Genomic DNA, 20,730 nt, shown 5'->3' with positions numbered 1-20,730 from the left:
GCAAGTACTCATCCCCTATGGCTAAAATTATCGGCATCATCGTCGTCATCGCAAGTGTGCTCGGCGGATATGTTCTGTCCCACGGTAAAATTGCTGCGCTGATCCAGCCCTTTGAAGTGCTGATCATCGGTGGTGCGGCGTTTGGCGCTTTCCTGCAGGCTAACCCAGGCTACATGACCATGCACGTGGTCAAAAAGTCGCTGGGCATGTTCAGCTCGCGCTTTTCCCACACCTTCTACCTGGAAGTGCTGGGCCTGGTCTACGAGATCCTCAACAAGAGCCGCCGCGAAGGCATGATGGCCATCGAGGCCGATATCGAGGACGCTGCGGCGAGCCCGATCTTCGCCAAGTACCCGACCGTGCTCAAGGACGACCGCATGACCGCATACGTCTGTGACTACCTGCGCATCATGTCCTCCGGCAACATGGCCCCGCATGAACTCGAAGGCCTGTTCGACATGGAGCTGTTCAGCCTCAAGGAAGAACTCGAACACCCCGCCCATGCTGTGACCGGTATCGCCGACGGCATGCCCGGTTTCGGTATTGTCGCGGCGGTGCTGGGTATCGTGGTGACGATGGCCTCCCTGGGCGAAGGCGACCAGGCGGCGATCGGCATGCACGTCGGTGCCGCCTTGGTGGGGACCTTCTTCGGTATTCTCGCGGCTTATGGCTTCTTTGGACCGCTCGCCACCTCCCTGGCCCACGATGCCAAGGAAGAGCTGAACGTCTACGAGGCGATCAAGGCTTCCCTGGTGGCATCGGCCTCCGGCATGCCACCGTCCCTGGCGGTTGAGTTCGGGCGCAAGGTCCTGTACCCGAAGCACCGTCCAAGCTTTGCCGAGCTGGAACAAGCAGTTCGCGGTCGCTAAGCCATGGAAAACAACCAGCCAATCATCATCAAGCGCGTCAAGCGCTTCGCTGCCGGGCACCACGGCGGCGCCTGGAAAATTGCCTTCGCCGACTTTGCGACGGCGATGATGGCGTTCTTTTTGGTGCTGTGGCTGATGTCCACCGCGACGCCGGAACAAAAGATCGCCATTGCCGGCTATTTCAAGGATCCCATCGGCTTTTCCGAGAGCGGCACGCCGTTTGTGATTGACCTGGGCGGCTCGCCAGAGTTGGCCCCCGAGCGCACCATCAACCCGGAGGTGCAGACCGAAGCGCCTCAGGAAAATATCCCGATCGAGCGCCAGACCGTCGAGAGCATGGCCGAGCAGGTCGAGCAGGAGCGCCTGGAGTTGTTGCTGCAAGAATTGCAGAACAAGGTCGATGAGAACCCGCAACTGCAAAAATTCAAGGATCAGATCCACTTCGAGATCAGCGCAGACGGCTTGCGTATCCAGATCATGGATGCTGCCAATCGACCGATGTTCGACTCTGGCAGTGCGCGCCTGAAGCCTTACTTTGAAGACATCCTGCTGGCCATGGCCGACACCATCAAGGCGGTGCCGAACAAGATCAGCGTCAGCGGCCACACCGATGCCAAGCCATATTCGGGCCTGGGTGATTTCGGTAACTGGGAGCTGTCTGCCAACCGCGCCAACGCCGCCCGCCGTGCCCTGGTGGCCGGCAGCTATCCGGATACCCAGGTGGCGCGCGTGGTGGGGTTTGCTTCATCGCAGCTGTTTGATGCCCAGGACCCGTTCAACCCGATCAACCGACGCATCGATATTGTGGTGCTGACCAAAAAGGCCCAGCGCGCCATTGAGGGTGAGCAGGGCGCCACGCCGCCGGTGCCGACCCAGGGCGATGGCGCACCGGGTGAAGTACCGGTGGACCCGAACGCGTTGCCGCCAGAGCAGCAGCCGTTGCCGGCCCATGAGTTGCGGCAGAAGCTGAATCTGTTTGATGAGGGTGGGGTGAAGGATCCTACGGTGCCTGCGACAGGGTCGTAAGTGTACCGTCTCAATGAAAGCGCCCCGATCTGTCGGGGCGTTTCCTATTTAGGCTCAGAGTGGGAGGTAGGCTTTGACGCCACTGATCACACCTTTCATATCATCGGTCTGCAGGCGGGGTACGAAGTACTCCCGACCTTTGGAGCGGGTCTTTCTATGGAGTTTGTCGAGGCGCTCGAAACTCACGGTATAAATCATGTCGCACTTTACCCACAGCTCTTTGTAGCCATCGGATTGAAGTGGGTTGAGGTGCAGTAGGTGGTGCCCGTCATGCTGGACTGTGGGGGCGGTAGAGGAAATAGGTACCACAGTGCAGAGCTTGCGATTGTGGGTGGCGGTAGGGGATATCACCACGACTTTGCGGATCTTCAGCATTTCAGGGGCGACAAAGCCTCGTGTGAAATCGCAGAGAAGAATATCGCCTTGTTTGGGGTGATAGTAGAGAGTCAATCGAATGTCCCGTAAAAAGCAAAGCCGCCCGAAGGCGGCTTCATTCGACACGCAGTGGAGCTTGCTTCGCCCCTTCTGCGCCGCTGGATCAACTCCGGGAAGGATCCAGACTCCTGCCGACTTTCGCCGGTAACGGAGTGATTATGGGCATCAGGAATTCCGAATTCAAGCTGGCTTGTGTCGACGAGCCACCCAGTTGTCCTGAATTCTTGATGCCGGCCCCTATTAAATCAATGGAGTAGGGGGTTGCAGGCTGCACTTTATGTGTATCAAGGCGTGGCCACTCAGTAACTGCTCTCCGGCAAGCTGGCGATGATCGAGCGATAGCTGTTCATCCGCTGCTGCTGCACGCGCCCGTCTTCCAGGGCCTTGAGCAAGGCGCAGCCTGGCTCGCGGTCATGCTTGCAGTCGCGGAAGCGGCAGGTGCCGATCAGGTCGTTGAACTCGATGAACCCCGCTTCTACATCGGCACGGCTGACGTGGCCCAGGCCGAATTCACGGATGCCGGGGGAGTCGATCAGTTCGCCACCGCCTGGGAAGTGGAACAGGCGGGCAGTGGTGGTGGTGTGCGTACCCTGGCCGGACAGTTCCGACAACGGGCCGACGCGGGTCTCGACTTCCGGCAACAGGCTGTTGACCAGCGACGACTTGCCCACGCCCGACTGGCCGACGAACACGCTGATGCGCCCGTCCAACTGCTGTTGCAGCTGTTCCATGCCATTGCCATGGTGCGCCGAGACTTCCAGCACCGGGTAGCCCAACTGCCGATACACCGAGAGCAAGGCATTGAGCGCCGGGGCGTTCTGTTCGTCGATCAGGTCGAATTTGTTCAGCAGCAACAGCGGGCGGATGCCGGCGTGTTCGGCGGCCACCAGGTAGCGGTCGATCAGGTTGGCGTGGGGCTCGGGCAATGGCGCGAAGACGATGACAATCATGTCGACGTTGGCCGCCACCGGCTTGAGTTGGCCACGGCTGTCCGGGCGACGCAGTTCGGTGGTGCGCGGCAGTTGCGCGACAATCACCCCGATGCCCTGGTTGCCGGCGCGCCACACCACCTTGTCGCCGGTGACCAGCGCCGGCAGGTTGGCGCGCAGGTGGCAGCGGAACACTGCACCGGCCAGCTCGCCTTCCAGGGCTTCGACTTCGACCTGCACCCCAAAGTGCGCGATCACCAGGCCCGTTTGCTCGGGGCCCAGGTCGCCACCCTCCAGCGCTTCCACGGCAGAGGATTCACGTTTGGCGGCGCGGGCAGCGCGTTCACCCTGGATCTTTTCGATGCGCCAGTTTTGGCGGCGGTTGAGCTGGCGTTTGGCCATTGGTGTTCCGTGTCGATAATGCATAAGGTTGGATAAAACGGTCGCGAGTCTAGCACGCCCGGCCTGCTAAACTGCGCAGCTACGCCAAGGTGCCAAGGAACCACGACATGCAAAACCCACAGAACCTGATTTGGATCGATCTGGAAATGACCGGTCTGAACCCTGACACCGACGTCATCATCGAGATGGCGACCATTGTCACCGACAGCAACCTCAACACCTTGGCCGAAGGTCCGGTGATCGCCATCCACCACAGCGACGCGGTGCTGGCCACCATGGACGAGTGGAACACCCGCACCCACGGCAACTCGGGCCTGACCCAGCGCGTGCGCGACAGCCGCATCAGCATGGCCGAGGCGCAGGCCCAGACGATTGCCTTCCTGGAGCAGTGGGTGCCCAAGGGCAAGTCGCCGATCTGTGGCAACAGTATCTGCCAGGACCGCCGCTTCCTTTATACCCATATGAAGGAGCTGGAAAGCTACTTCCACTACCGCAACCTGGATGTGTCGACCTTGAAAGAACTGGCCGCGCGCTGGGCACCGGAGGTTAAAGACAGCTTCCACAAGGGCAGTACCCACCTGGCACTGGATGATATCCGCGAGTCGATTGCCGAGTTGCAGCATTACCGCAAGCATTTCATCAAGGCTTGAGTTCGTGGCGCCAGGGCCGGTGCCATTGCGGGCAAGCCCGCTCCCACAGTTGCTGTGTGGCCCTGCCCAGATCCCCTGTGGGAGCGGGCTTGCCCGCGATGGCGGTGGATCAAGCAAGGATGTCTCGACTGACCTACCGCTATCGTAGGCAAGCCACACATTTGATCGCATTCCAAGTGTGGGCATGCTCGGTCTTTCGCCGAGCGCCCCCTTTTGGTGCCCCCGCCAAATGATTAGACTGCGCGCCTCTTTGCAAGGATCGCCATCATGCTGTTGATGCTCTACCTCATCGCCATCACCGCCGAAGCCATGACCGGCGCCCTGTCCGCCGGTCGGCGCGGCATGGATTGGTTTGGCGTGGTGTTGATCGCCTGCGTGACGGCGCTGGGTGGCGGTTCGGTGCGCGATGTGTTGCTTGGCCACTACCCGCTGACCTGGGTCAAGCACCCGGAATACCTGGTGCTGACCTCTGTCGCGGCATTGGTCACGATCTTTATCGCGCCCTTGATGCGCCATCTGCGCTCGCTGTTCCTGGCGCTGGATGCCGTAGGCCTGGTGGCCTTCACCCTGATCGGCTGCATGACGGCCCTGGAAATGGGCCACGGCATGCTGGTGGCCTCGGTCAGCGGGGTGATCACCGGGGTGTTTGGCGGGATCCTGCGGGATATCTTCTGTAACGATATCCCGCTGATCTTCCGTCGCGAACTGTATGCCAGTGTGTCGTTCCTCGCCGCCTGGTGCTACATGCTGTGTCTCTATCTGGAACTGCCCAGCGAGCAGGCGATCCTGCTCACCCTGTTCAGCGGCTTTCTATTGCGCCTGCTGGCGATCCGCTTTCATTGGGAAATGCCCAAGTTCGTCTACAACGACGAACACTAGCGTGTTGCGTGCTGGTTCAGCGCCCATTCCACATGTTCGCGGACCAGTTCGGAGGGGTAGTCCCGCCGCGCCTTCAAGGCTTCCAGCACTGGAATGCTGGAGGGCGCGTTGCCCAGGCCCACGGCCAGGTTGCGCAGCCAGCGCTCATAGCCGGCGCGGCGCAGGGGCGAGCCTTCGGTGCTGCTGAGGAATTTATCCTCATCCCACATAAATAACTCGGCCAGTTCGGCGTTATCCAGATTATGGCGCGGTTTGAAATCGCTTTCGGCTGAAGGCCTGGCGAAACGATTCCACGGGCAAACGATCTGACAGTCATCGCAGCCGAACACCCGGTTGCCAATCAGCGGTCGCAGATCCTCGGGGATCGCGCTCTTGAGTTCGATGGTCAGGTAGGAAATGCAGCGCCGGGCATCCAGTACATAAGGCCCGACGAAGGCATTGGTCGGGCAGATGTCCAGGCAGGCGGTGCAGCGCCCGCAATGTTCTGTGCTGTGGGGCGGGTCGACGGGCAGCGGCAGGTCGACAAACAACTCGCTGAGGAAGAAGTAGCTGCCGGCCTTGCGGTTGAGGACCAGGGTGTTTTTGCCGATCCAGCCTAGACCGGCCTGTTCGGCGATGGCTTTTTCCAGCACCGGGGCGCTGTCGACAAAGGCGCGGAAACCAAACGGGCCGATCTGCGCCTGGATGCGGTCGGCCAGTTGCTGCACGCGCTTGCGGATCAGCTTGTGGTAGTCGCGGCCCAGGGCATAACGGGAGATGTAGGCTTTTTCGGGTTGGGCCAGCCGTTGCGCCATGTGCGTGTCGCCGGGTAGGTAATCCATGCGCAGGGACACCACGCGCAAGGTGCCGGGCACCAGTTCGTCCGGGTGCGAGCGTTTGCTGCCATGGGCGCCCATGTAGTCCATCTCGCCGTGATAGCCCGCGTCGAGCCAGCGCTGCAGGTGCTGTTCATGCTCGGCCAGGTCCAGGCCGCTGATGCCGACTTGCTGAAAGCCCAGCTCGCGGCCCCAGTCTTTGATCGATTGGGCGAGGGCGGGCAGATCGGTGGTAATAGCAGGCATGAGACGAGAGAAACCGCAGGTTAGATGCGTATAATTCTGCCAGACATCGGAGCTTGAAGACGCATGCCGCAGACAAAACACGAAATAACCGACGTTCAGCCCCTGTTGCCCGGCTATTTGCCGCAACTGGCTGCGCGTTCTCCAGGGGCCCATAAGGGCCGGTTTGGTCATGTACTGGTGATCGGCGGCGACCATGGCTTTGGCGGCGCGGCGCTGCTGAGTGCCGAAAGTGCGCTGCGCAGTGGTGCTGGCCTGGTGTCCCTGGCGACCCGCAGCGAACATGTGCCGGCCGCCTTGACCCGTTTGCCGGAAGTCATGGCGCGGGGCGTGCATTCGGCCAATCAGTTGATGGGCTTGTTGGAAAAAGTCTCGGTGATCGTGATCGGCCCGGGCCTGGGCGACATGGCCTGGGGCAAAAGCCTGCTGTCGGTGGCCGCCAATGCCCGGCAACCCCAGGTCTGGGATGCTGACGCCCTGAACCTGCTGGCCGCCGGCCATGTCACGTTGCCGGCCGATTGCGTGATCACGCCGCACCCGGGGGAGGCGGCGCGGCTGATGGGCATCTCGACAGCCGCGGTTCAGGCCGACCGGCTTAAGGTAGCGCGCGCGCTGAGCCAGAAATTCAACGCCGTCACGGTACTCAAGGGCGCGGGGAGCTTGATTGCCAGCCCGGATGGGCGGGTAGCGCGTTGTGACCAGGGGCATCCGGCCATGGCCTCGGCGGGCCTGGGCGATGTGCTCGCAGGTTTGCTCGGCGCGCTGCTGGCCCAGGGTATGCCGGCGTTCGAGGCCGCCAGCCTGGCGGTGTGGTTGCACGCCATGGCGGGCGAGCGCCAGGGCGCCTTGGGTCGCGGCTTGGCGGCCAGCGATCTGATTCCGGCCATTCGTCAGTTGTTGGAGGAGCAGTCACCGTGTCTGAAGTAACGCTGTTTATCGCGGATGAAGAGGCCATGGTGGTTTTTGGCAAACGCATTGCGGAGATTACCCAGGGCGTGGGCCTGATTTTCCTGCAGGGTGACCTGGGCGCCGGCAAAACCACGCTGTCACGCGGCATCATTCGCGGGCTTGGGCACGTCGGCGCGGTGAAAAGTCCGACGTTCACCCTGGTAGAGCCTTACGAGATCGGTGACGTGCGGGCGTTCCATTTCGACCTGTATCGCCTGGTGGATCCCGAGGAATTGGAGTACATGGGCATCCGCGATTACTTCGATGGCGACGCCTTATGCCTGATCGAGTGGCCGGACAAGGGCACAGGCTTTTTGCCAAAGCCCGACCTGACCATTACCATTACCCCGCATAACCATGGACGTCAGTTGAAATTGTTGTCCCAGAGCGCACGCAGTGAGTCCTGGTGTGCCGCTTTGGCTTTGGAATTCTAATAATGGGTGGGTTAGGTATGCGCTTTCGCGCGTTGGTTGCTGTCGTGGGGGTGTTGCTTGCGGCAATGACTGTCAATGCTCTGGCCGCTTCACAGGTAAAAAGTGTGCGCCTGTGGCGAGCGCCGGATAACACGCGACTGGTGTTCGACCTGTCTGGCCCGGTCCAGCACAGTGTCTTTACCCTGACGGCGCCTGATCGCCTGGTGATCGACATCAACGGTGCGACCCTGGCCGCGCCCCTGAAGGTCTCCACCGCCAACACGCCGATTACCGCCATGCGCTCGGCCCAGCGCACGCCGACCGACCTGCGGGTGGTCATCGACCTGAAGAAGGTCGTCACGCCCAAGAGCTTTTCCCTCGCGCCGAACGCCCAGTATGGCAACCGCCTGGTGGTCGACCTCTTTGACAACCCGGCCGACGCTGCGCCAGCCCCGGCGCCGACCCCTGCCGTTGCTACCACACCGGCGGTGCCGGTCAACCCTGCGCAGCCCCAGGTCAAGTTGCCACCACTGCCGCCAGCGCCGGCCGGCAAGCGTGACGTCATCGTCGTGATCGACGCCGGCCACGGCGGTGAAGACCCGGGCGCTTCGGGCTCCCGTGGCCAGCACGAAAAAGACGTGGTCCTGGCCATCGCCCGGGAGCTGCAGCGCCAGATCAACGGGATGAAGGGCTATCGTGCCGAACTGACCCGTACCGGCGACTACTTCATCCCATTGCGTGGGCGTACTGAAATCGCGCGCAAGAAGGGCGCCGACCTGTTCGTGTCGATCCACGCCGACGCCGCGCCATCGAAGGCGGCCTTCGGTGCCTCGGTGTTTGCCCTGTCGGATCGCGGCGCCACGTCCGAGACCGCGCGCTGGCTGGCCGACAGCGAAAACCGTTCCGACTTGATCGGCGGCGCCGGCAACGTGTCTTTGGACGACAAAGACCGCATGCTCGCCGGTGTATTGCTGGACTTGTCGATGACCGCCTCGCTGACCTCCAGCCTTAACGTCGGGCAGAAGGTGTTGAGCAACATGGGCCGGGTCACGCCGCTGCACAAGCAGCGGGTGGAGCAGGCTGGGTTTATGGTGCTCAAGTCGCCGGATATCCCGTCGATCCTGGTGGAAACCGGCTTTATCTCCAACGCCAACGAAGCCAACAAACTGGCCAGCGCCAGCCACCAGCAGGCGCTGGCGCGCTCCATCAGTTCCGGCGTGCGCCAGTTCTTCCAGCAGAACCCGCCACCGGGCACCTATATCGCCTGGCTGCGCGATTCCGGGAAGATCGCCCAGGGCCCGCGTGATCACCGGGTGCAGCCTGGCGACACCCTGGCCATGCTGGCCGTACGCTTTCAGGTGTCGGCCGCTGCATTGCGCAGCGCCAACAGCCTGAAGACCGATGAACTGAAAGTCGGCCAGGTGTTGACCATCCCCGGCACTGAATTGGCAGCACAGCAATGAGCGAATCGGTATTGAACAGCGCCTCGCGCATCGAACTGCTCAGCCCGCGGCTGGCCAACCAGATCGCGGCGGGCGAGGTGGTCGAGCGCCCGGCCTCGGTGATCAAGGAACTGCTGGAAAACAGCCTCGACTCCGGCGCCAGGCGCATTGACGTGGATGTGGAGCAGGGTGGGGTCAAGCTGCTACGGGTGCGCGACGACGGCAGCGGGATTTCCTCCGATGACCTGCCGCTGGCGCTGGCGCGCCATGCCACCAGCAAGATCCGTGACCTGGAAGACCTTGAGCGGGTGATGAGCCTGGGCTTTCGCGGTGAGGCGCTGGCGTCGATCAGCTCCGTGGCGCGCCTGACCCTGACTTCCCGCACCCGTGGCGCCGAACAGGCCTGGCAGGTCGAGACCGAGGGCCGCGACATGGCGCCTCGGGTCCAGCCGGCGGCCCATCCGGTGGGCACCTCGGTGGAAGTGCGCGACCTGTTCTTCAATACCCCGGCACGGCGCAAATTCCTCAAGGCCGAAAAAACCGAATTCGATCACCTGCAAGAAGTCATCAAGCGCCTGGCCCTGGCCCGTTTCGACGTGGCTTTCCATCTGCGCCACAACGGCAAGACCATCCTCAGCCTGCACGAGGCCAACGACGATACCGCCCGCGCCCGACGTGTGTCGGCGATCTGTGGCGCGGGGTTCCTGGAGCAGGCGCTGCCGATTGAAATCGAGCGTAACGGCCTGCATTTGTGGGGCTGGGTCGGTTTGCCGACATTCTCCCGCAGCCAGGCCGACTTGCAGTATTTCTTTGTGAATGGCCGGGCAGTGCGCGACAAACTGGTGGCCCATGCGGTGCGCCAGGCCTATCGCGACGTGCTGTTCAATGGCCGGCATCCGACCTTTGTACTGTTCTTTGAAGTGGACCCGGCGGTGGTCGATGTCAACGTGCACCCGACCAAGCACGAGGTGCGCTTCCGTGATGGGCGCATGGTCCACGATTTCCTCTATGGCACTTTGCACCGTGCCCTGGGTGATGTGCGCCCGGATGATCAACTGGCGGCGCCGATTGTCACCGCCATCGTCCGCCCTACAGGGCCGGAGGCCGGCGAGTTCGGGCCCCAGGGCGAAATGAGCCTGGCGGCCAACCTGCTGCAATCGCCGCAAGCCCAGCCAAGTTACCCGGCGCCGGGTTCCGGCGCGGGGGCGGGCTATCAGTATCAATACACCCCGCGACCGCAATCGGCGGTGCCGGTGGCCGAGGCCCAGGCGGCCTATCGTGAATTCTTTGCGCCGCTGCCCGGTGCCGAGCCGGGTGCAGTGGCGCTGCCGGAAGGTGGCGGCGATATCCCGCCCCTGGGGTATGCCCTGGCCCAGCTCAAGGGCATCTATATCCTCGCAGAAAACGCCCATGGCCTGGTGCTGGTGGACATGCACGCGGCCCATGAGCGGATCATGTACGAGCGCCTGAAGATCGCCATGGCCAGCGAAGGCCTGAGCGGCCAGCCATTGCTGGTGCCGGAGTCCCTGGCGGTGAGCCAGCGCGAAGCCGATTGCGCCGAGGAGCACCTGGCGGTGTTCCAGAAACTGGGTTTTGAATTGCAGCGCCTGGGCCCGGAAACCCTGGCCATCCGGCAGATTCCCGCCTTGCTCAAGCAGGCCGAGGCCAACCGGCTGGTGGCTGACGTGCTGGCGGACCTGATGGAGTACGGTACCAGTGACCGGATCCAGGCGCATATCAACGAACTGCTCGGCACCATGGCCTGCCACGGCGCGATCCGCGCCAACCGGCGCCTGGCCCTGCCGGAAATGAACGGCCTGCTGCGGGACATGGAAAACACCGAGCGCAGTGGCCAGTGCAACCATGGCCGACCGACCTGGACCCAGATGGGCCTGGATGATCTGGACAAACTATTCCTGCGCGGCCGCTGATGAGCGCCCTACCTCCCGCCATCTTCCTGATGGGCCCGACGGCCGCCGGCAAGACCGACCTGGCAATCGAGCTGACCAAGGTCTTGCCCTGTGAGCTGATCAGCGTCGATTCGGCCCTGGTTTATCGGGGCATGGACATTGGCACGGCCAAGCCGTCCAAAGAACTGTTGGCCGCCCACCCCCATCGTCTGATCGACATTATCGATCCGTCGCAAAGCTACTCGGCGGCGGATTTCCGTACCGATGCCCTCGCCGCCATGGCGCAGATCACCGCACGGGGCAAGATCCCGCTGCTGGTGGGCGGCACGATGCTCTATTACAAGGCGTTGCAGGACGGCCTGGCAGATATGCCGCCGGCCGATCCACAGGTGCGCGCCGAGATCGAAGAAGAGGCTGCGCGCCTTGGCTGGCAGGCTCTGCACGAGCAGTTGGCGGCAATTGACCCGGTGTCTGCCGCACGTATTCACCCCAACGACCCCCAGCGCCTGAGCCGGGCCCTGGAAGTCTGGCGGGTGAGTGGCCAGACGATGACGGCCCATCGCCTCAGACAATCTGCGCAAAGTACTGATGCAGGCACCTCTGGATCGGGACAATTGCCCTATACTGTCGCCAATCTGGCCATCGCTCCGGCGAATCGCCAGGTGTTGCATGAACGAATTGCACAAAGATTCACAATTATGTTGGAACAGGGGTTCGTAGAGGAGGTCGTAGCACTGCGTTCAAGAGGTGATCTGCATCCGGGATTGCCTTCGATACGTGCTGTAGGCTATCGCCAAGTCTGGGATCATCTGGATGGCAAGCTGACGTCAGCCGAAATGCAGGAGCGCGGCATTATTGCCACGCGCCAATTGGCGAAGCGCCAGTTCACTTGGCTGCGCAGCTGGACTGACTTGCATTGGCTGGACAGTCTGGATTGCGACAATCTGTCACGCGCCTTGAAATACTTGGGAACGGTCTCCATATTGAGCTGAGTCCTTGCAATTGCCGTCTATCCTTGGGGGTGTGACGGTTACAAACTATTTATTTTTCCGATTTTTTATTATTGATCCTTAAAGGAGTGCGGCACATGTCAAAAGGGCATTCGCTACAAGACCCTTACTTGAATACTTTACGTAAAGAGAAAGTTGGGGTTTCCATCTATCTGGTCAACGGCATCAAGCTGCAAGGTACGATCGAGTCTTTCGACCAGTTCGTCATCCTGCTGAAAAACACCGTCAGCCAGATGGTCTACAAGCACGCTATCTCGACAGTAGTGCCGGTTCGTCCAATTCGTCTGCCTAGCGCAACCGAATCCGAACAGGGTGACGCTGAGCCAGGTAACGCCTGATAGGAGTCTCCTTTGTTCTTTGAGCGCCACGGTGGTGGTGAGCGAGTGATCCTCGTTCACTTGGATGGACAGGACCCTGAGGCGCGCGAAGATCCGCAGGAGTTTCAGGAGCTGGCAAATTCGGCCGGCGCCGAGACCGTCGCGTTTTTTAACGTGCCGCGTCATCGGCCAACCGCCAAATTTCTGATTGGCAGCGGCAAGGTCGAGGAGCTACGCGACCTGGTCCATGCCGAAGAAGCCGATCTGGTGATCTTCAATCACATCCTCACGCCCAGTCAGGAACGTAACCTCGAACGAGTCTTCGAGTGTCGCGTGATTGACCGCACCGGTCTGATTCTCGATATTTTCGCCCAGCGCGCCCGTACCCATGAAGGCAAGCTCCAGGTCGAACTGGCCCAGCTTGACCACATGAGCACCCGCCTGGTTCGCGGCTGGACGCACCTTGAACGCCAGGGTGGCGGTATCGGCATGCGTGGCCCGGGTGAAACCCAGCTTGAAACCGACCGGCGCCTGTTGCGGGTGCGCCTGCGCCAGATCAAGGGCCGCCTGGAAAAAGTACGCAGCCAGCGCGAGCAATCGCGACGTGGCCGTTCGCGTGCAGATATCCCTACCGTGTCCCTGGTGGGCTATACCAACGCCGGCAAATCCACGTTGTTCAACAACGTGACGCAGTCGGACGTGTACGCGGCGGACCAGCTGTTTGCCACCCTTGACCCGACCTTGCGCCGTCTGGAACTCGACGACCTGGGGCCGATTGTGCTGGCCGATACCGTGGGCTTTATCCGCCACTTGCCGCACAAGCTGGTCGAGGCATTCCGGTCTACGCTGGAAGAGTCGAGCAACTCCGACCTGCTGCTGCACGTCATCGATGCGGCCGAGCCTGACCGGATGTTGCAGATCGAGCAGGTCATGGTCGTACTGGGTGAGATTGGTGCCCAGGACTTGCCGATCCTCGAGGTCTATAACAAACTCGATTTGCTTGAAGGCGTCGAGCCGCAAATCCAGCGCGACGAGAACGGCAGGCCCCAGCGGGTCTGGCTGTCGGCGCGGGACGGTAGCGGCCTGGAACTGCTTGAGCAGGCGATTGCCGAGTTGCTCGGTGGCGATTTGTTCGTCGGCACCTTGCGCTTGCCGCAGCGTTTTGCTCGACTGCGTGCTCAGTTCTTTGAGCTGGGCGCGGTACAGAAAGAAGAACACGACGAAGAAGGTGTCAGCCTGCTGGCGGTTCGTTTGCCCCGTTCGGAGCTCAATCGGCTGGTGAGTCGTGAGGGCGTTGTGCCGATGGAGTTCCTCGAACAACACACTTTGCAATAAAAGCCTGAGAAAGCGGTTGTGCCGCTGTGGCAGGCATTCTGTAGCATTGGTCGGCGCGCCGTGGGTGCGTCTTTGCTTTATCAGATGGAGAGCGCTATGGCTTGGAATGAGCCGGGTGGCAACTCGAATAATCAGGATCCTTGGGGTGGTAAACGCCGCAATAATGGCGACCGCAAGGGGCCACCAGATCTCGACGAGGCCTTCCGAAAGCTGCAGGAAAGCCTGAATGGGTTGTTCGGTGGTGGAAAAAAACGTGGTGGTGACGACGGCGGCCGCACGAGCAAGGGTGGCGGCTACGGCCTGCTGGGCCTGGGCCTCGTGGCGCTGGCGGCTGTCTGGCTGTACAGCGCGGTCTATGTGGTGGACGAGCAGGAGCAAGCCGTGGTGCTGCGCTTCGGCAAGTACTACGAGACTGTCGGCCCCGGCCTGAATATCTACTTCCCGCCGATCGACAAGAAGTACATGGAGAACGTCACGCGTGAGCGTGCCTACACCAAGCAGGGCCAGATGCTGACCGAAGACGAGAACATCGTCGAAGTTCCGCTGACCGTGCAGTACAAGATCAGCAACCTGCAGGACTTCGTGCTTAACGTCGACCAGCCGGAAGTCAGCTTGCAGCATGCGACCGAAAGCGCCCTGCGCCACGTAGTGGGTTCCACCGCGATGGACCAGGTGCTGACCGAAGGCCGTGAACTGATGGCCAGCGAGATCAAGGAGCGCCTGCAACGGTTCCTCGATACCTATCGCACCGGTATCACCGTGACCCAGGTCAACGTACAGAGCGCAGCGGCACCGCGTGAAGTGCAGGAAGCCTTCGATGACGTGATCCGCGCCCGTGAAGACGAACAGCGTTCGCGCAACCAGGCTGAAACCTACGCCAACGGCGTCGTGCCGGAAGCCCGTGGTCAGGCCCAGCGCATCCTTGAAGATGCCAACGGTTACCGCGACGAAGTCGTGTCCCGCGCCAAGGGTGAGGCCGACCGCTTCACCAAGCTGGTGGCCGAGTACCGCAAGGCACCGGAAGTCACCCGCGAGCGTCTGTATCTGGACACCATGCAGGAAGTCTTCAGCAACACCAGCAAGGTTCTCGTGACCGGCAACAAGGGTGGGCAGAACAACCTGCTGTACCTGCCGCTGGACAAGATGATCGAAGGTGGTCGTAGTGCCGGCAGTACTTCGTCTTCCGCCAGTTCGACTGCCGCTGCCAACGAAGCGAGCGCCCGTGCGGCCGCTGACTTGCAGCAACAGCAAACACGTTCCAGGGAGAGTCGTTGATGAGCAATAAATCGCTGACCGCCCTGATTGTGGGTGTCGTCGTGGTCATCGCTGCCTGGAACTGCTTCTACATCGTGGCTCAGACCGAGCGTGCGGTGTTGCTGCAATTCGGGCGTGTGGTCCAGGCGGATGTCCAGCCGGGCCTGCATGTGAAAGTCCCCTACGTCAACCAGGTGCGCAAGTTCGACGCCCGCCTGATGACCCTGGATGCACCGACACAGCGTTTCCTGACCCTGGAAAAGAAAGCCGTGATGGTTGACGCCTACGCCAAGTGGCGCGTCAAGGATGCCGAGCGCTTCTACACCGCGACTTCCGGCCTCAAGCAGATTGCCGACGAGCGTTTGTCCCGTCGTCTGGAATCGGGCCTGCGTGACCAGTTTGGTAAGCGCACCCTGCATGAGGTGGTATCCGGTGAACGTGATGCGCTGATGGCTGACATCACCCGTTCGTTGAACACCATGGCAGAAAAAGAGCTGGGTATCGAAGTGGTCGATGTCCGGGTCAAGGCTATCGACCTGCCCAAGGAAGTGAACCGCAGCGTGTTCGAGCGCATGAGCACCGAGCGTGAGCGTGAGGCGCGTGAGCACCGTGCCAAGGGTAACGAACTGGCTGAAGGTATCCGTGCGGATGCCGACCGTCAGCGTCGCGTACTGTTGGCAGAAGCCTATCGTGAGTCTGAAGAGGCCCGCGGTGATGGTGATGCTCAAGCCGCGGCGATCTACGCCAAGGCTTATGGCCAGGACCAGGAGTTCTACGCGTTCTACCGTAGCCTGCGCGCCTACCGTGAAAGCTTTGCGAACAAAACCGACGTCATGGTGCTGGACCCAAGTAGCGATTTCTTCCGCTACCTGGAAAAGTCCAAGTAACCCGCTGACTGTCTGGAACCACTCCGTCGGGCGGCTAAAACGCTCGGCGGGGTGATCCTTTCGGAAAACGGGTGTATGATGCGGCAGCCGGGAAATTCCCGGCTTTTTTGCGTCTGCATGTTTGATTGTTGTTGTGCGCTGCAGGCGTGACAGGTTTTTCGAGGAAAGTGCCCGACGAGGCCGTTTACAGGTCATTCGTCACGTCGCTCTTGCGCGTGGTTTATGCAGGGGCCGGGTATTTTCTGCTTCACTCAAGGCTCGCCCAAGGGCAGGCCGGGTCATAGGGGAATGGCGTAATGGCAACGGTAGACCGCTGGCTGCTGCCAGATGGCATCGAAGAAGTACTGCCACCAGAGGCGGCGCGTATTGAAATCGCGCGCCGCCAGGTGTTGGATCTGTTCCAGAGCTGGGGTTACGAGTTTGTCGTGACTCCCCATATCGAGTACCTGGAATCCCTGCTGACCGGCGCGGGCCAGGACCTGGATCTGCGCACCTTCAAGGTCATCGACCCGCAATCGGGCCGGCAAATGGGTTTTCGCGCCGATATTACGCCGCAAGTGGCGCGCATCGATGCGCATACCCTGCGCCGTGAAGGGCCGAGCCGCCTGTGCTATGCCGGCAGTGTGCTGCACGCGCAGCCGCGCGCCTTGTCATCGTCCCGTAGCCCGATCCAGCTGGGCGCCGAGTTGTATGGCGATGCAAGCCCGAGCAGCGACGTTGAAGTCATCAGCCTGATGCTGGCGATGCTGCAACTGGCGGATGTGCCGGATGTGCACATGGACCTGGGGCATGTCGGTATCTACCGTGGCCTGGCCCGTGCGGCCGGTTTGTCCGGCGAAGTGGAGCAACAGTTGTTCGATGCCCTGCAGCGCAAGGCCATCGACGAAGTGATCGCCCTGACTGAAGGCGTGCCAGCCGACCTGGCCGGCATGTTGCGTGCGCTGGTGGACCTGTGTGGTGGTCGCGAAGTGCTGACCGCCGCCCGCGAGCGCCTGGCCAACGCGCCGGCCCCGGTGCTGGCGGCCCTGGACGATGTGCTGGCGATTGCCGAGCAGTTGTCGGCGCGCTTCCCGCAACTGCCGTTGTATTTCGACCTGGGTGAGTTGCGCGGCTACCACTACCACACCGGTGTGGTGTTCGCCGTGTTTGTTCCGGGCGTTGGCCAAGCCATTGCCCAGGGCGGTCGTTATGACGATATCGGCGCCGACTTCGGTCGTGCCCGTCCGGCGACTGGCTTTTCTACCGATTTGAAAACCCTGGTGACCCTGGGGCGTGCTGAAGTCGAGCTACCGTCTGGCGGTATCTGGATGCCAGACAGTACGGACGCGGCACTCTGGCAGCAGGTCTGCCAGTTGCGCAGTGAGGGTCAGCGTGTCGTCCAGGCCTTGCCTGGGCAGCCATTGGCCGCCGCCCGTGAAGCGGACTGCGACCGGCAATTGATTCAGCAGAACGGGCTTTGGCAAGTATCGCCACTGGCTTCTTGAGTTTTCCTGCCGGCCAACGCCGGCACCAAGTTTGCGCGAATGAGGACAAGTGTTATGGGTAAGAATGTCGTAGTCCTGGGCACCCAATGGGGTGATGAGGGCAAAGGCAAGATCGTTGATCTGCTGACCGAACATGCTGCCGCCGTAGTGCGCTACCAAGGTGGCCACAACGCTGGCCACACCCTGGTCATCGATGGCGAAAAAACCGTCTTGCACCTGATCCCGTCGGGCGTGCTGCGCGAAGGCGTGCAGTGCCTGATCGGCAACGGCGTGGTGGTTGCACCTGACGCCCTGCTGCGCGAGATCACCAAGCTGGAAGAGAAAGGCGTACCGGTGCGCGAGCGCCTGCGTATCAGCCCGTCCTGCCCGCTGATCCTGTCCTTCCACGTTGCGCTGGACCAGGCCCGTGAAAAGGCCCGTGGCGAGCTGAAGATCGGTACTACCGGTCGCGGCATCGGCCCGGCCTACGAAGACAAGGTTGCACGTCGTGGCCTGCGTGTGGGCGACCTGCTCAACATGCCGCGCTTTGAAGACAAGCTGCGTGAACTGGTGGATTACCACAACTTCATGCTGGTTGGTTACTACAAAGAGCCAGCCATTGAATTCGACAAGACCCTGGCCGAGTGCAAAGAGTACGCTGAACTGCTCAAGCCGCTGATGCTCGACGTGACGGCCGAGCTGCACGACCTGCGTCGCGCCGGTAAAGACATCATGTTTGAAGGCGCCCAGGGTTCGTTGCTGGACATCGACCACGGCACCTACCCGTACGTGACCAGCTCCAACACCACTGCTGGTGGCGTGGCGACGGGTTCGGGCGTTGGCCCGATGTTCCTGGACTACATCCTGGGCATCACCAAGGCCTACACCACGCGCGTAGGTTCGGGGCCTTTCCCGACTGAACTGTTCGACGATGTCGGCGCGCACCTGGCCAAGCAAGGCCATGAGTTCGGCGCCACTACCGGGCGTGCCCGTCGTTGTGGCTGGTTCGACGCGGTTATCCTGCGTCGCGCTATCGATGTGAACAGCATCTCGGGCATCTGCCTGACCAAGCTGGACGTACTCGACGGCCTGCAAACCATCAACATCTGCATCGGCTACAAGGATGCAGAAGGTAATGAGGTTGCCCCGACCGACGCTGACAGCTACGTGGGCCTGCAGCCTGTGTACGAAGAAGTGCCGGGCTGGACCGAATCGACCGTGGGTGCCAAAACCCTGGAAGAACTGCCAGCTAACGCCCGTGCCTACATCAAGCGCGTTGAAGAGTTGATCGGCGCGCCGATCGACATTATTTCGACGGGCCCGGACCGCAACGAGACCATCGTTCTGCGTCATCCGTTCGCTTAATAAGCTGTTGATGTAAAAAGCAAAGGGCCCCATTGGGGGCCCTTTGTCGTTTCTGCGGTGCGCACGGCACGACCCTTGCTATATTTCTCTCTTTCGCGGTGCTATCAATTTAATGGCACCCGTGGTGGAGGGATTCCCGATGTCTGCCGTTCTCTCATTGTTACAAAGCCGGCTGTTGCGGCCGGTGTTCGTTACCCTTGGTATCGCTCTTTTGGTGCAAGTGCTGGTGGCGGTCGCTCTGACCCGGAGCACCGTCACGGCCCTGGAGGCCGATTTGGGCAAGCGCCTGGGCGTGGACAGCCAGAAGCTGTCGGGCGAATTGACCCAGGCCGGCAAGGAAGTGACCTCCGGCCTGGACAGCCTGTCGGCCAGTACCAGTGACCGCCTGACCGCAGGCCTTTCTGCGCGCCTGAAGCAAGAGCAGCAGCAACTGCGTGAGACCCTGGAAAAAGACCTGAAGGACTCCGCCAATGACATGGCGCAGTTACTGGCCTCGGTTGCCCCGCGCGCGATGTGGGACAGCGATGTTCCAGCGTTGTCGGAGTTTGCCCGGCGTGCCCAGCGCAACCCCAATGTGCTGTTTGTGGTGTATGACGATGCCACTGGCCAGCACCTGACCCGTTATCTGAACCGGGAAAACCCGATCAACAAGGCGCTATTGGAAAAGGGTGAAGGCGACCGTGCGCTGGACAAGGTGTTGAATGCCGCGAAAAACGACCCGTCGGTGTACTACGTCGAAGCCTCCATCAGCCCCAATGGCGTGGAGATCGGCAAGGTGCTCATGGGGGTTTCCACCGCGGCGGTTGAGGCGGACCTGGCGGCCCTGGACCAGCGCTTTGCCGCATTGATCGCCAGCGGTGGGCAATTGGTGGGCGACAGCCTCAAGGGCGCGGCAGCGGACAGTGCGACGGCCATGGGCGCACGGCTGCAGTCGGCGCAGGCCACGGCCACCGAAATGACGGCTAACACCTCCAGTGCCGTGCAAGAGGCCGCGCAGGCCCTGCGCTGGCGTATCGGCCTGGGCCTGGCGGTGGTGGGCCTGGGCGTGCTGTTGCTGATTGCCGTGGTGCTGGGGCGGCGGGTGGTCAATCGCCTGAAGTTGCTGATCGCGGCCATGGATGACTTGGCCGCTGGCGAGGGTGACCTGACCAAGCGTGTGCAGATCAACAGCCAGGATGAAATCGGCGCCATGGCTTCGGCGGTCAATCGGTTTGTGGATAAGTTGCAGCCCATCGTGCGCGAGGCGGGCGATGTGGCCCAGCGTACGGGTGTGGAAATCGGCGCGATGACCTTGCGCAATGCCGGTGCCGATGCGGCGGCGGGCTTGCAGCGCGATGAAGTGGCCGAGAGCCTGCGGGCGCTGTCGCAAATGGCCGACGAGGCCCAGGCCGAAAGCCAGGCCATGCAGGCTGCGTTGCAGCAGGTGGTGGAGATCCGCCAGGCCACCGATGAGAATTCGCGTACTTCAGCTGAGGTCGGCAGTTTGATCGAGGCGCTGGCCGGGCAGGTGCAGGCCGGCTCCAAGGTGATCGAGCGCCTGGCCCAGCAAAGTGAGCAGATTGAAGTGGTGCTGACGGTGATCCACGGCATTGCCGAGCAAACCAACCTGCTGGCCCTGAATGCGGCCATCGAAGCCGCGCGTGCCGGTGAAACCGGACGGGGCTTTGCGGTGGTGGCGGACGAAGTGCGGGCGCTGGCCAGCAAGACTCAAAGCTCCACCGGCGATATCCAGGCGCATATCGTGGCGTTGCAGCAAGGTGCGCGTGAGGCGGTGGAAACCATCGGCAAGGCCGGCCGCCAGGCCAGTGAGGGGCTGCTGGTGCTGCGCGAAAGTGTGCGTTTGCAACAAACGGTGCAAGACTCGGTGGAGCAGGTGCATACGGCGATTGGCCTGGCGACCCGGGCTGCCGAGCATCAGGCCCTGGGTGCGCACGCGGTACGGGGACGGGTCGAGGTGATCCATGCTCAGGCCGAGCGGGCGGCGCAGGCGGTGCTGGAGACTACGGCCAGCGGCAAGGTACTGGATGGGTTGGCGGCGCAGTTGAAGGCCAGCCTGGGGCAATTCCGGGCTTAAGGTTGGCTGCTTGGGCCTTATCGCGGGCAAGCCCGCTCCCACAGGTGATCGCGTTCCAGTGTGG

19 protein-coding genes and 1 pseudogene are annotated in these 20,730 nt (G+C 61.8%); 17 read left to right on the top strand and 3 right to left on the bottom strand.

Annotated elements, in window-relative coordinates; all coding sequences use genetic code 11:
• Positions 1–17: 17 nt before the first annotated feature.
• On the top strand, positions 18–869 hold the full coding sequence (gene motA, locus BLL38_RS05265; RefSeq protein ID WP_076961585.1) for a flagellar motor stator protein MotA: 852 nt from the start codon (positions 18–20) through the stop codon (positions 867–869).
• Between the two features lie 3 nt (positions 870–872).
• Positions 873–1,895, top strand: coding sequence for a flagellar motor protein MotB (motB, locus tag BLL38_RS05260; protein ID WP_076961584.1), 1,023 nt, complete (start codon positions 873–875; stop codon positions 1,893–1,895).
• A 54-nt stretch (positions 1,896–1,949) separates the two neighbouring features.
• On the opposite strand, the gene BLL38_RS05255 is transcribed toward motB, so the two are convergent.
• Both BLL38_RS05255 and rsgA read right to left on the bottom strand, forming a co-directional pair.
• Entirely contained in the window at positions 1,950–2,396 is a 447-nt protein-coding gene (locus BLL38_RS05255) for a type II toxin-antitoxin system PemK/MazF family toxin (protein ID WP_242627600.1), read from the bottom strand.
• A 233-nt stretch (positions 2,397–2,629) separates the two neighbouring features.
• Entirely contained in the window at positions 2,630–3,661 is a 1,032-nt protein-coding gene (rsgA, locus tag BLL38_RS05250) for a small ribosomal subunit biogenesis GTPase RsgA (RefSeq protein ID WP_076961583.1), read from the bottom strand.
• Positions 3,662–3,768: 107 nt separating this feature from the next.
• On the opposite strand from rsgA, the gene orn reads away from it, so the two are divergent.
• Complete coding sequence (gene orn / locus BLL38_RS05245) at positions 3,769–4,311, top strand: oligoribonuclease (RefSeq protein ID WP_076961582.1); 543 nt, start codon at positions 3,769–3,771, stop codon at positions 4,309–4,311.
• A 264-nt stretch (positions 4,312–4,575) separates the two neighbouring features.
• Entirely contained in the window at positions 4,576–5,190 is a 615-nt protein-coding gene (locus BLL38_RS05240) for a trimeric intracellular cation channel family protein (protein ID WP_169863991.1), read from the top strand.
• On the opposite strand, the gene queG is transcribed toward BLL38_RS05240, so the two are convergent.
• Positions 5,187–6,251 carry a tRNA epoxyqueuosine(34) reductase QueG gene (queG, locus tag BLL38_RS05235; protein WP_076961580.1) on the bottom strand — a complete coding sequence of 355 codons (1,065 nt, stop codon included), beginning with the start codon at positions 6,249–6,251 and terminating at the stop codon, positions 5,187–5,189. The two genes, BLL38_RS05240 and queG, sit on opposite strands and share 4 nt — an antisense overlap.
• A gap of 63 nt (positions 6,252–6,314) precedes the next feature.
• Here queG and BLL38_RS05230 point away from each other — a divergent pair, with 63 nt between their 5' ends.
• The 13 genes and pseudogenes from BLL38_RS05230 to BLL38_RS31795 all read left to right on the top strand — a co-directional run bounded on the left by BLL38_RS05230 (position 6,315) and on the right by BLL38_RS31795 (position 20,666).
• Positions 6,315–7,175, top strand: a complete 861-nt coding sequence (locus BLL38_RS05230; RefSeq protein ID WP_076961579.1) for an NAD(P)H-hydrate dehydratase — start codon at positions 6,315–6,317, stop codon at positions 7,173–7,175.
• Positions 7,163–7,630: a tRNA (adenosine(37)-N6)-threonylcarbamoyltransferase complex ATPase subunit type 1 TsaE gene (tsaE, locus tag BLL38_RS05225; protein ID WP_076961578.1), complete on the top strand. Its 468-nt coding sequence runs from the start codon at positions 7,163–7,165 to the stop codon at positions 7,628–7,630. Before BLL38_RS05230 ends, tsaE begins: the two co-directional genes overlap by 13 nt.
• Positions 7,631–7,647: 17 nt before the next feature.
• The gene (locus BLL38_RS05220) at positions 7,648–9,072 is read left to right on the top strand and encodes an N-acetylmuramoyl-L-alanine amidase (RefSeq protein WP_076961625.1); all 1,425 of its coding nucleotides are present in this window, start codon (positions 7,648–7,650) and stop codon (positions 9,070–9,072) included.
• 11 nt (positions 9,073–9,083) lie between these two features.
• A complete protein-coding gene (gene mutL, locus BLL38_RS05215; protein WP_162493906.1) occupies positions 9,084–10,982 on the top strand; it encodes a DNA mismatch repair endonuclease MutL in 1,899 nt (632 codons plus the stop codon).
• Positions 10,982–11,953, top strand: coding sequence for a tRNA (adenosine(37)-N6)-dimethylallyltransferase MiaA (gene miaA, locus BLL38_RS05210; protein ID WP_076961576.1), 972 nt, complete (start codon positions 10,982–10,984; stop codon positions 11,951–11,953). The genes mutL and miaA overlap by 1 nt, the downstream gene beginning before the upstream one ends.
• A 95-nt stretch (positions 11,954–12,048) precedes the next feature.
• A complete protein-coding gene (gene hfq, locus BLL38_RS05205) occupies positions 12,049–12,309 on the top strand; it encodes an RNA chaperone Hfq (RefSeq protein ID WP_010221594.1) in 261 nt (86 codons plus the stop codon).
• 12 nt (positions 12,310–12,321) lie between these two features.
• Positions 12,322–13,623: a ribosome rescue GTPase HflX gene (hflX, locus tag BLL38_RS05200; RefSeq protein WP_076961575.1), complete on the top strand. Its 1,302-nt coding sequence runs from the start codon at positions 12,322–12,324 to the stop codon at positions 13,621–13,623.
• A 96-nt stretch (positions 13,624–13,719) separates the two neighbouring features.
• Positions 13,720–14,898, top strand: a complete 1,179-nt coding sequence (gene hflK / locus BLL38_RS05195; RefSeq protein WP_076961574.1) for an FtsH protease activity modulator HflK — start codon at positions 13,720–13,722, stop codon at positions 14,896–14,898.
• Complete coding sequence (gene hflC, locus BLL38_RS05190) at positions 14,898–15,764, top strand: protease modulator HflC (RefSeq protein WP_010213607.1); 867 nt, start codon at positions 14,898–14,900, stop codon at positions 15,762–15,764. Before hflK ends, hflC begins: the two co-directional genes overlap by 1 nt.
• A gap of 296 nt (positions 15,765–16,060) precedes the next feature.
• Positions 16,061–17,248 (top strand): ATP phosphoribosyltransferase regulatory subunit, encoded by a 1,188-nt coding sequence (locus BLL38_RS05185; protein WP_076961573.1) that lies wholly within the window; start codon positions 16,061–16,063, stop codon positions 17,246–17,248.
• 54 nt (positions 17,249–17,302) lie between these two features.
• Positions 17,303–18,592, top strand: a complete 1,290-nt coding sequence (locus BLL38_RS05180; protein ID WP_076961572.1) for an adenylosuccinate synthase — start codon at positions 17,303–17,305, stop codon at positions 18,590–18,592.
• Between the two features lie 112 nt (positions 18,593–18,704).
• Positions 18,705–19,760 (top strand): annotated as a pseudogene (locus BLL38_RS31800) (methyl-accepting chemotaxis protein); the annotation flags it as partial.
• 21 nt (positions 19,761–19,781) lie between these two features.
• A complete protein-coding gene (locus BLL38_RS31795; protein WP_423213043.1) occupies positions 19,782–20,666 on the top strand; it encodes a methyl-accepting chemotaxis protein in 885 nt (294 codons plus the stop codon).
• The last annotated feature ends 64 nt before the right edge of the window (positions 20,667–20,730 follow it).

This window comes from Pseudomonas gessardii (genome assembly GCF_001983165.1).
GTDB lineage: Bacteria > Pseudomonadota > Gammaproteobacteria > Pseudomonadales > Pseudomonadaceae > Aquipseudomonas > Aquipseudomonas gessardii.
The sequence above is the reverse complement of the archived record's forward strand: the minus strand, read 5'-3'. Positions and strand labels throughout refer to the sequence as shown.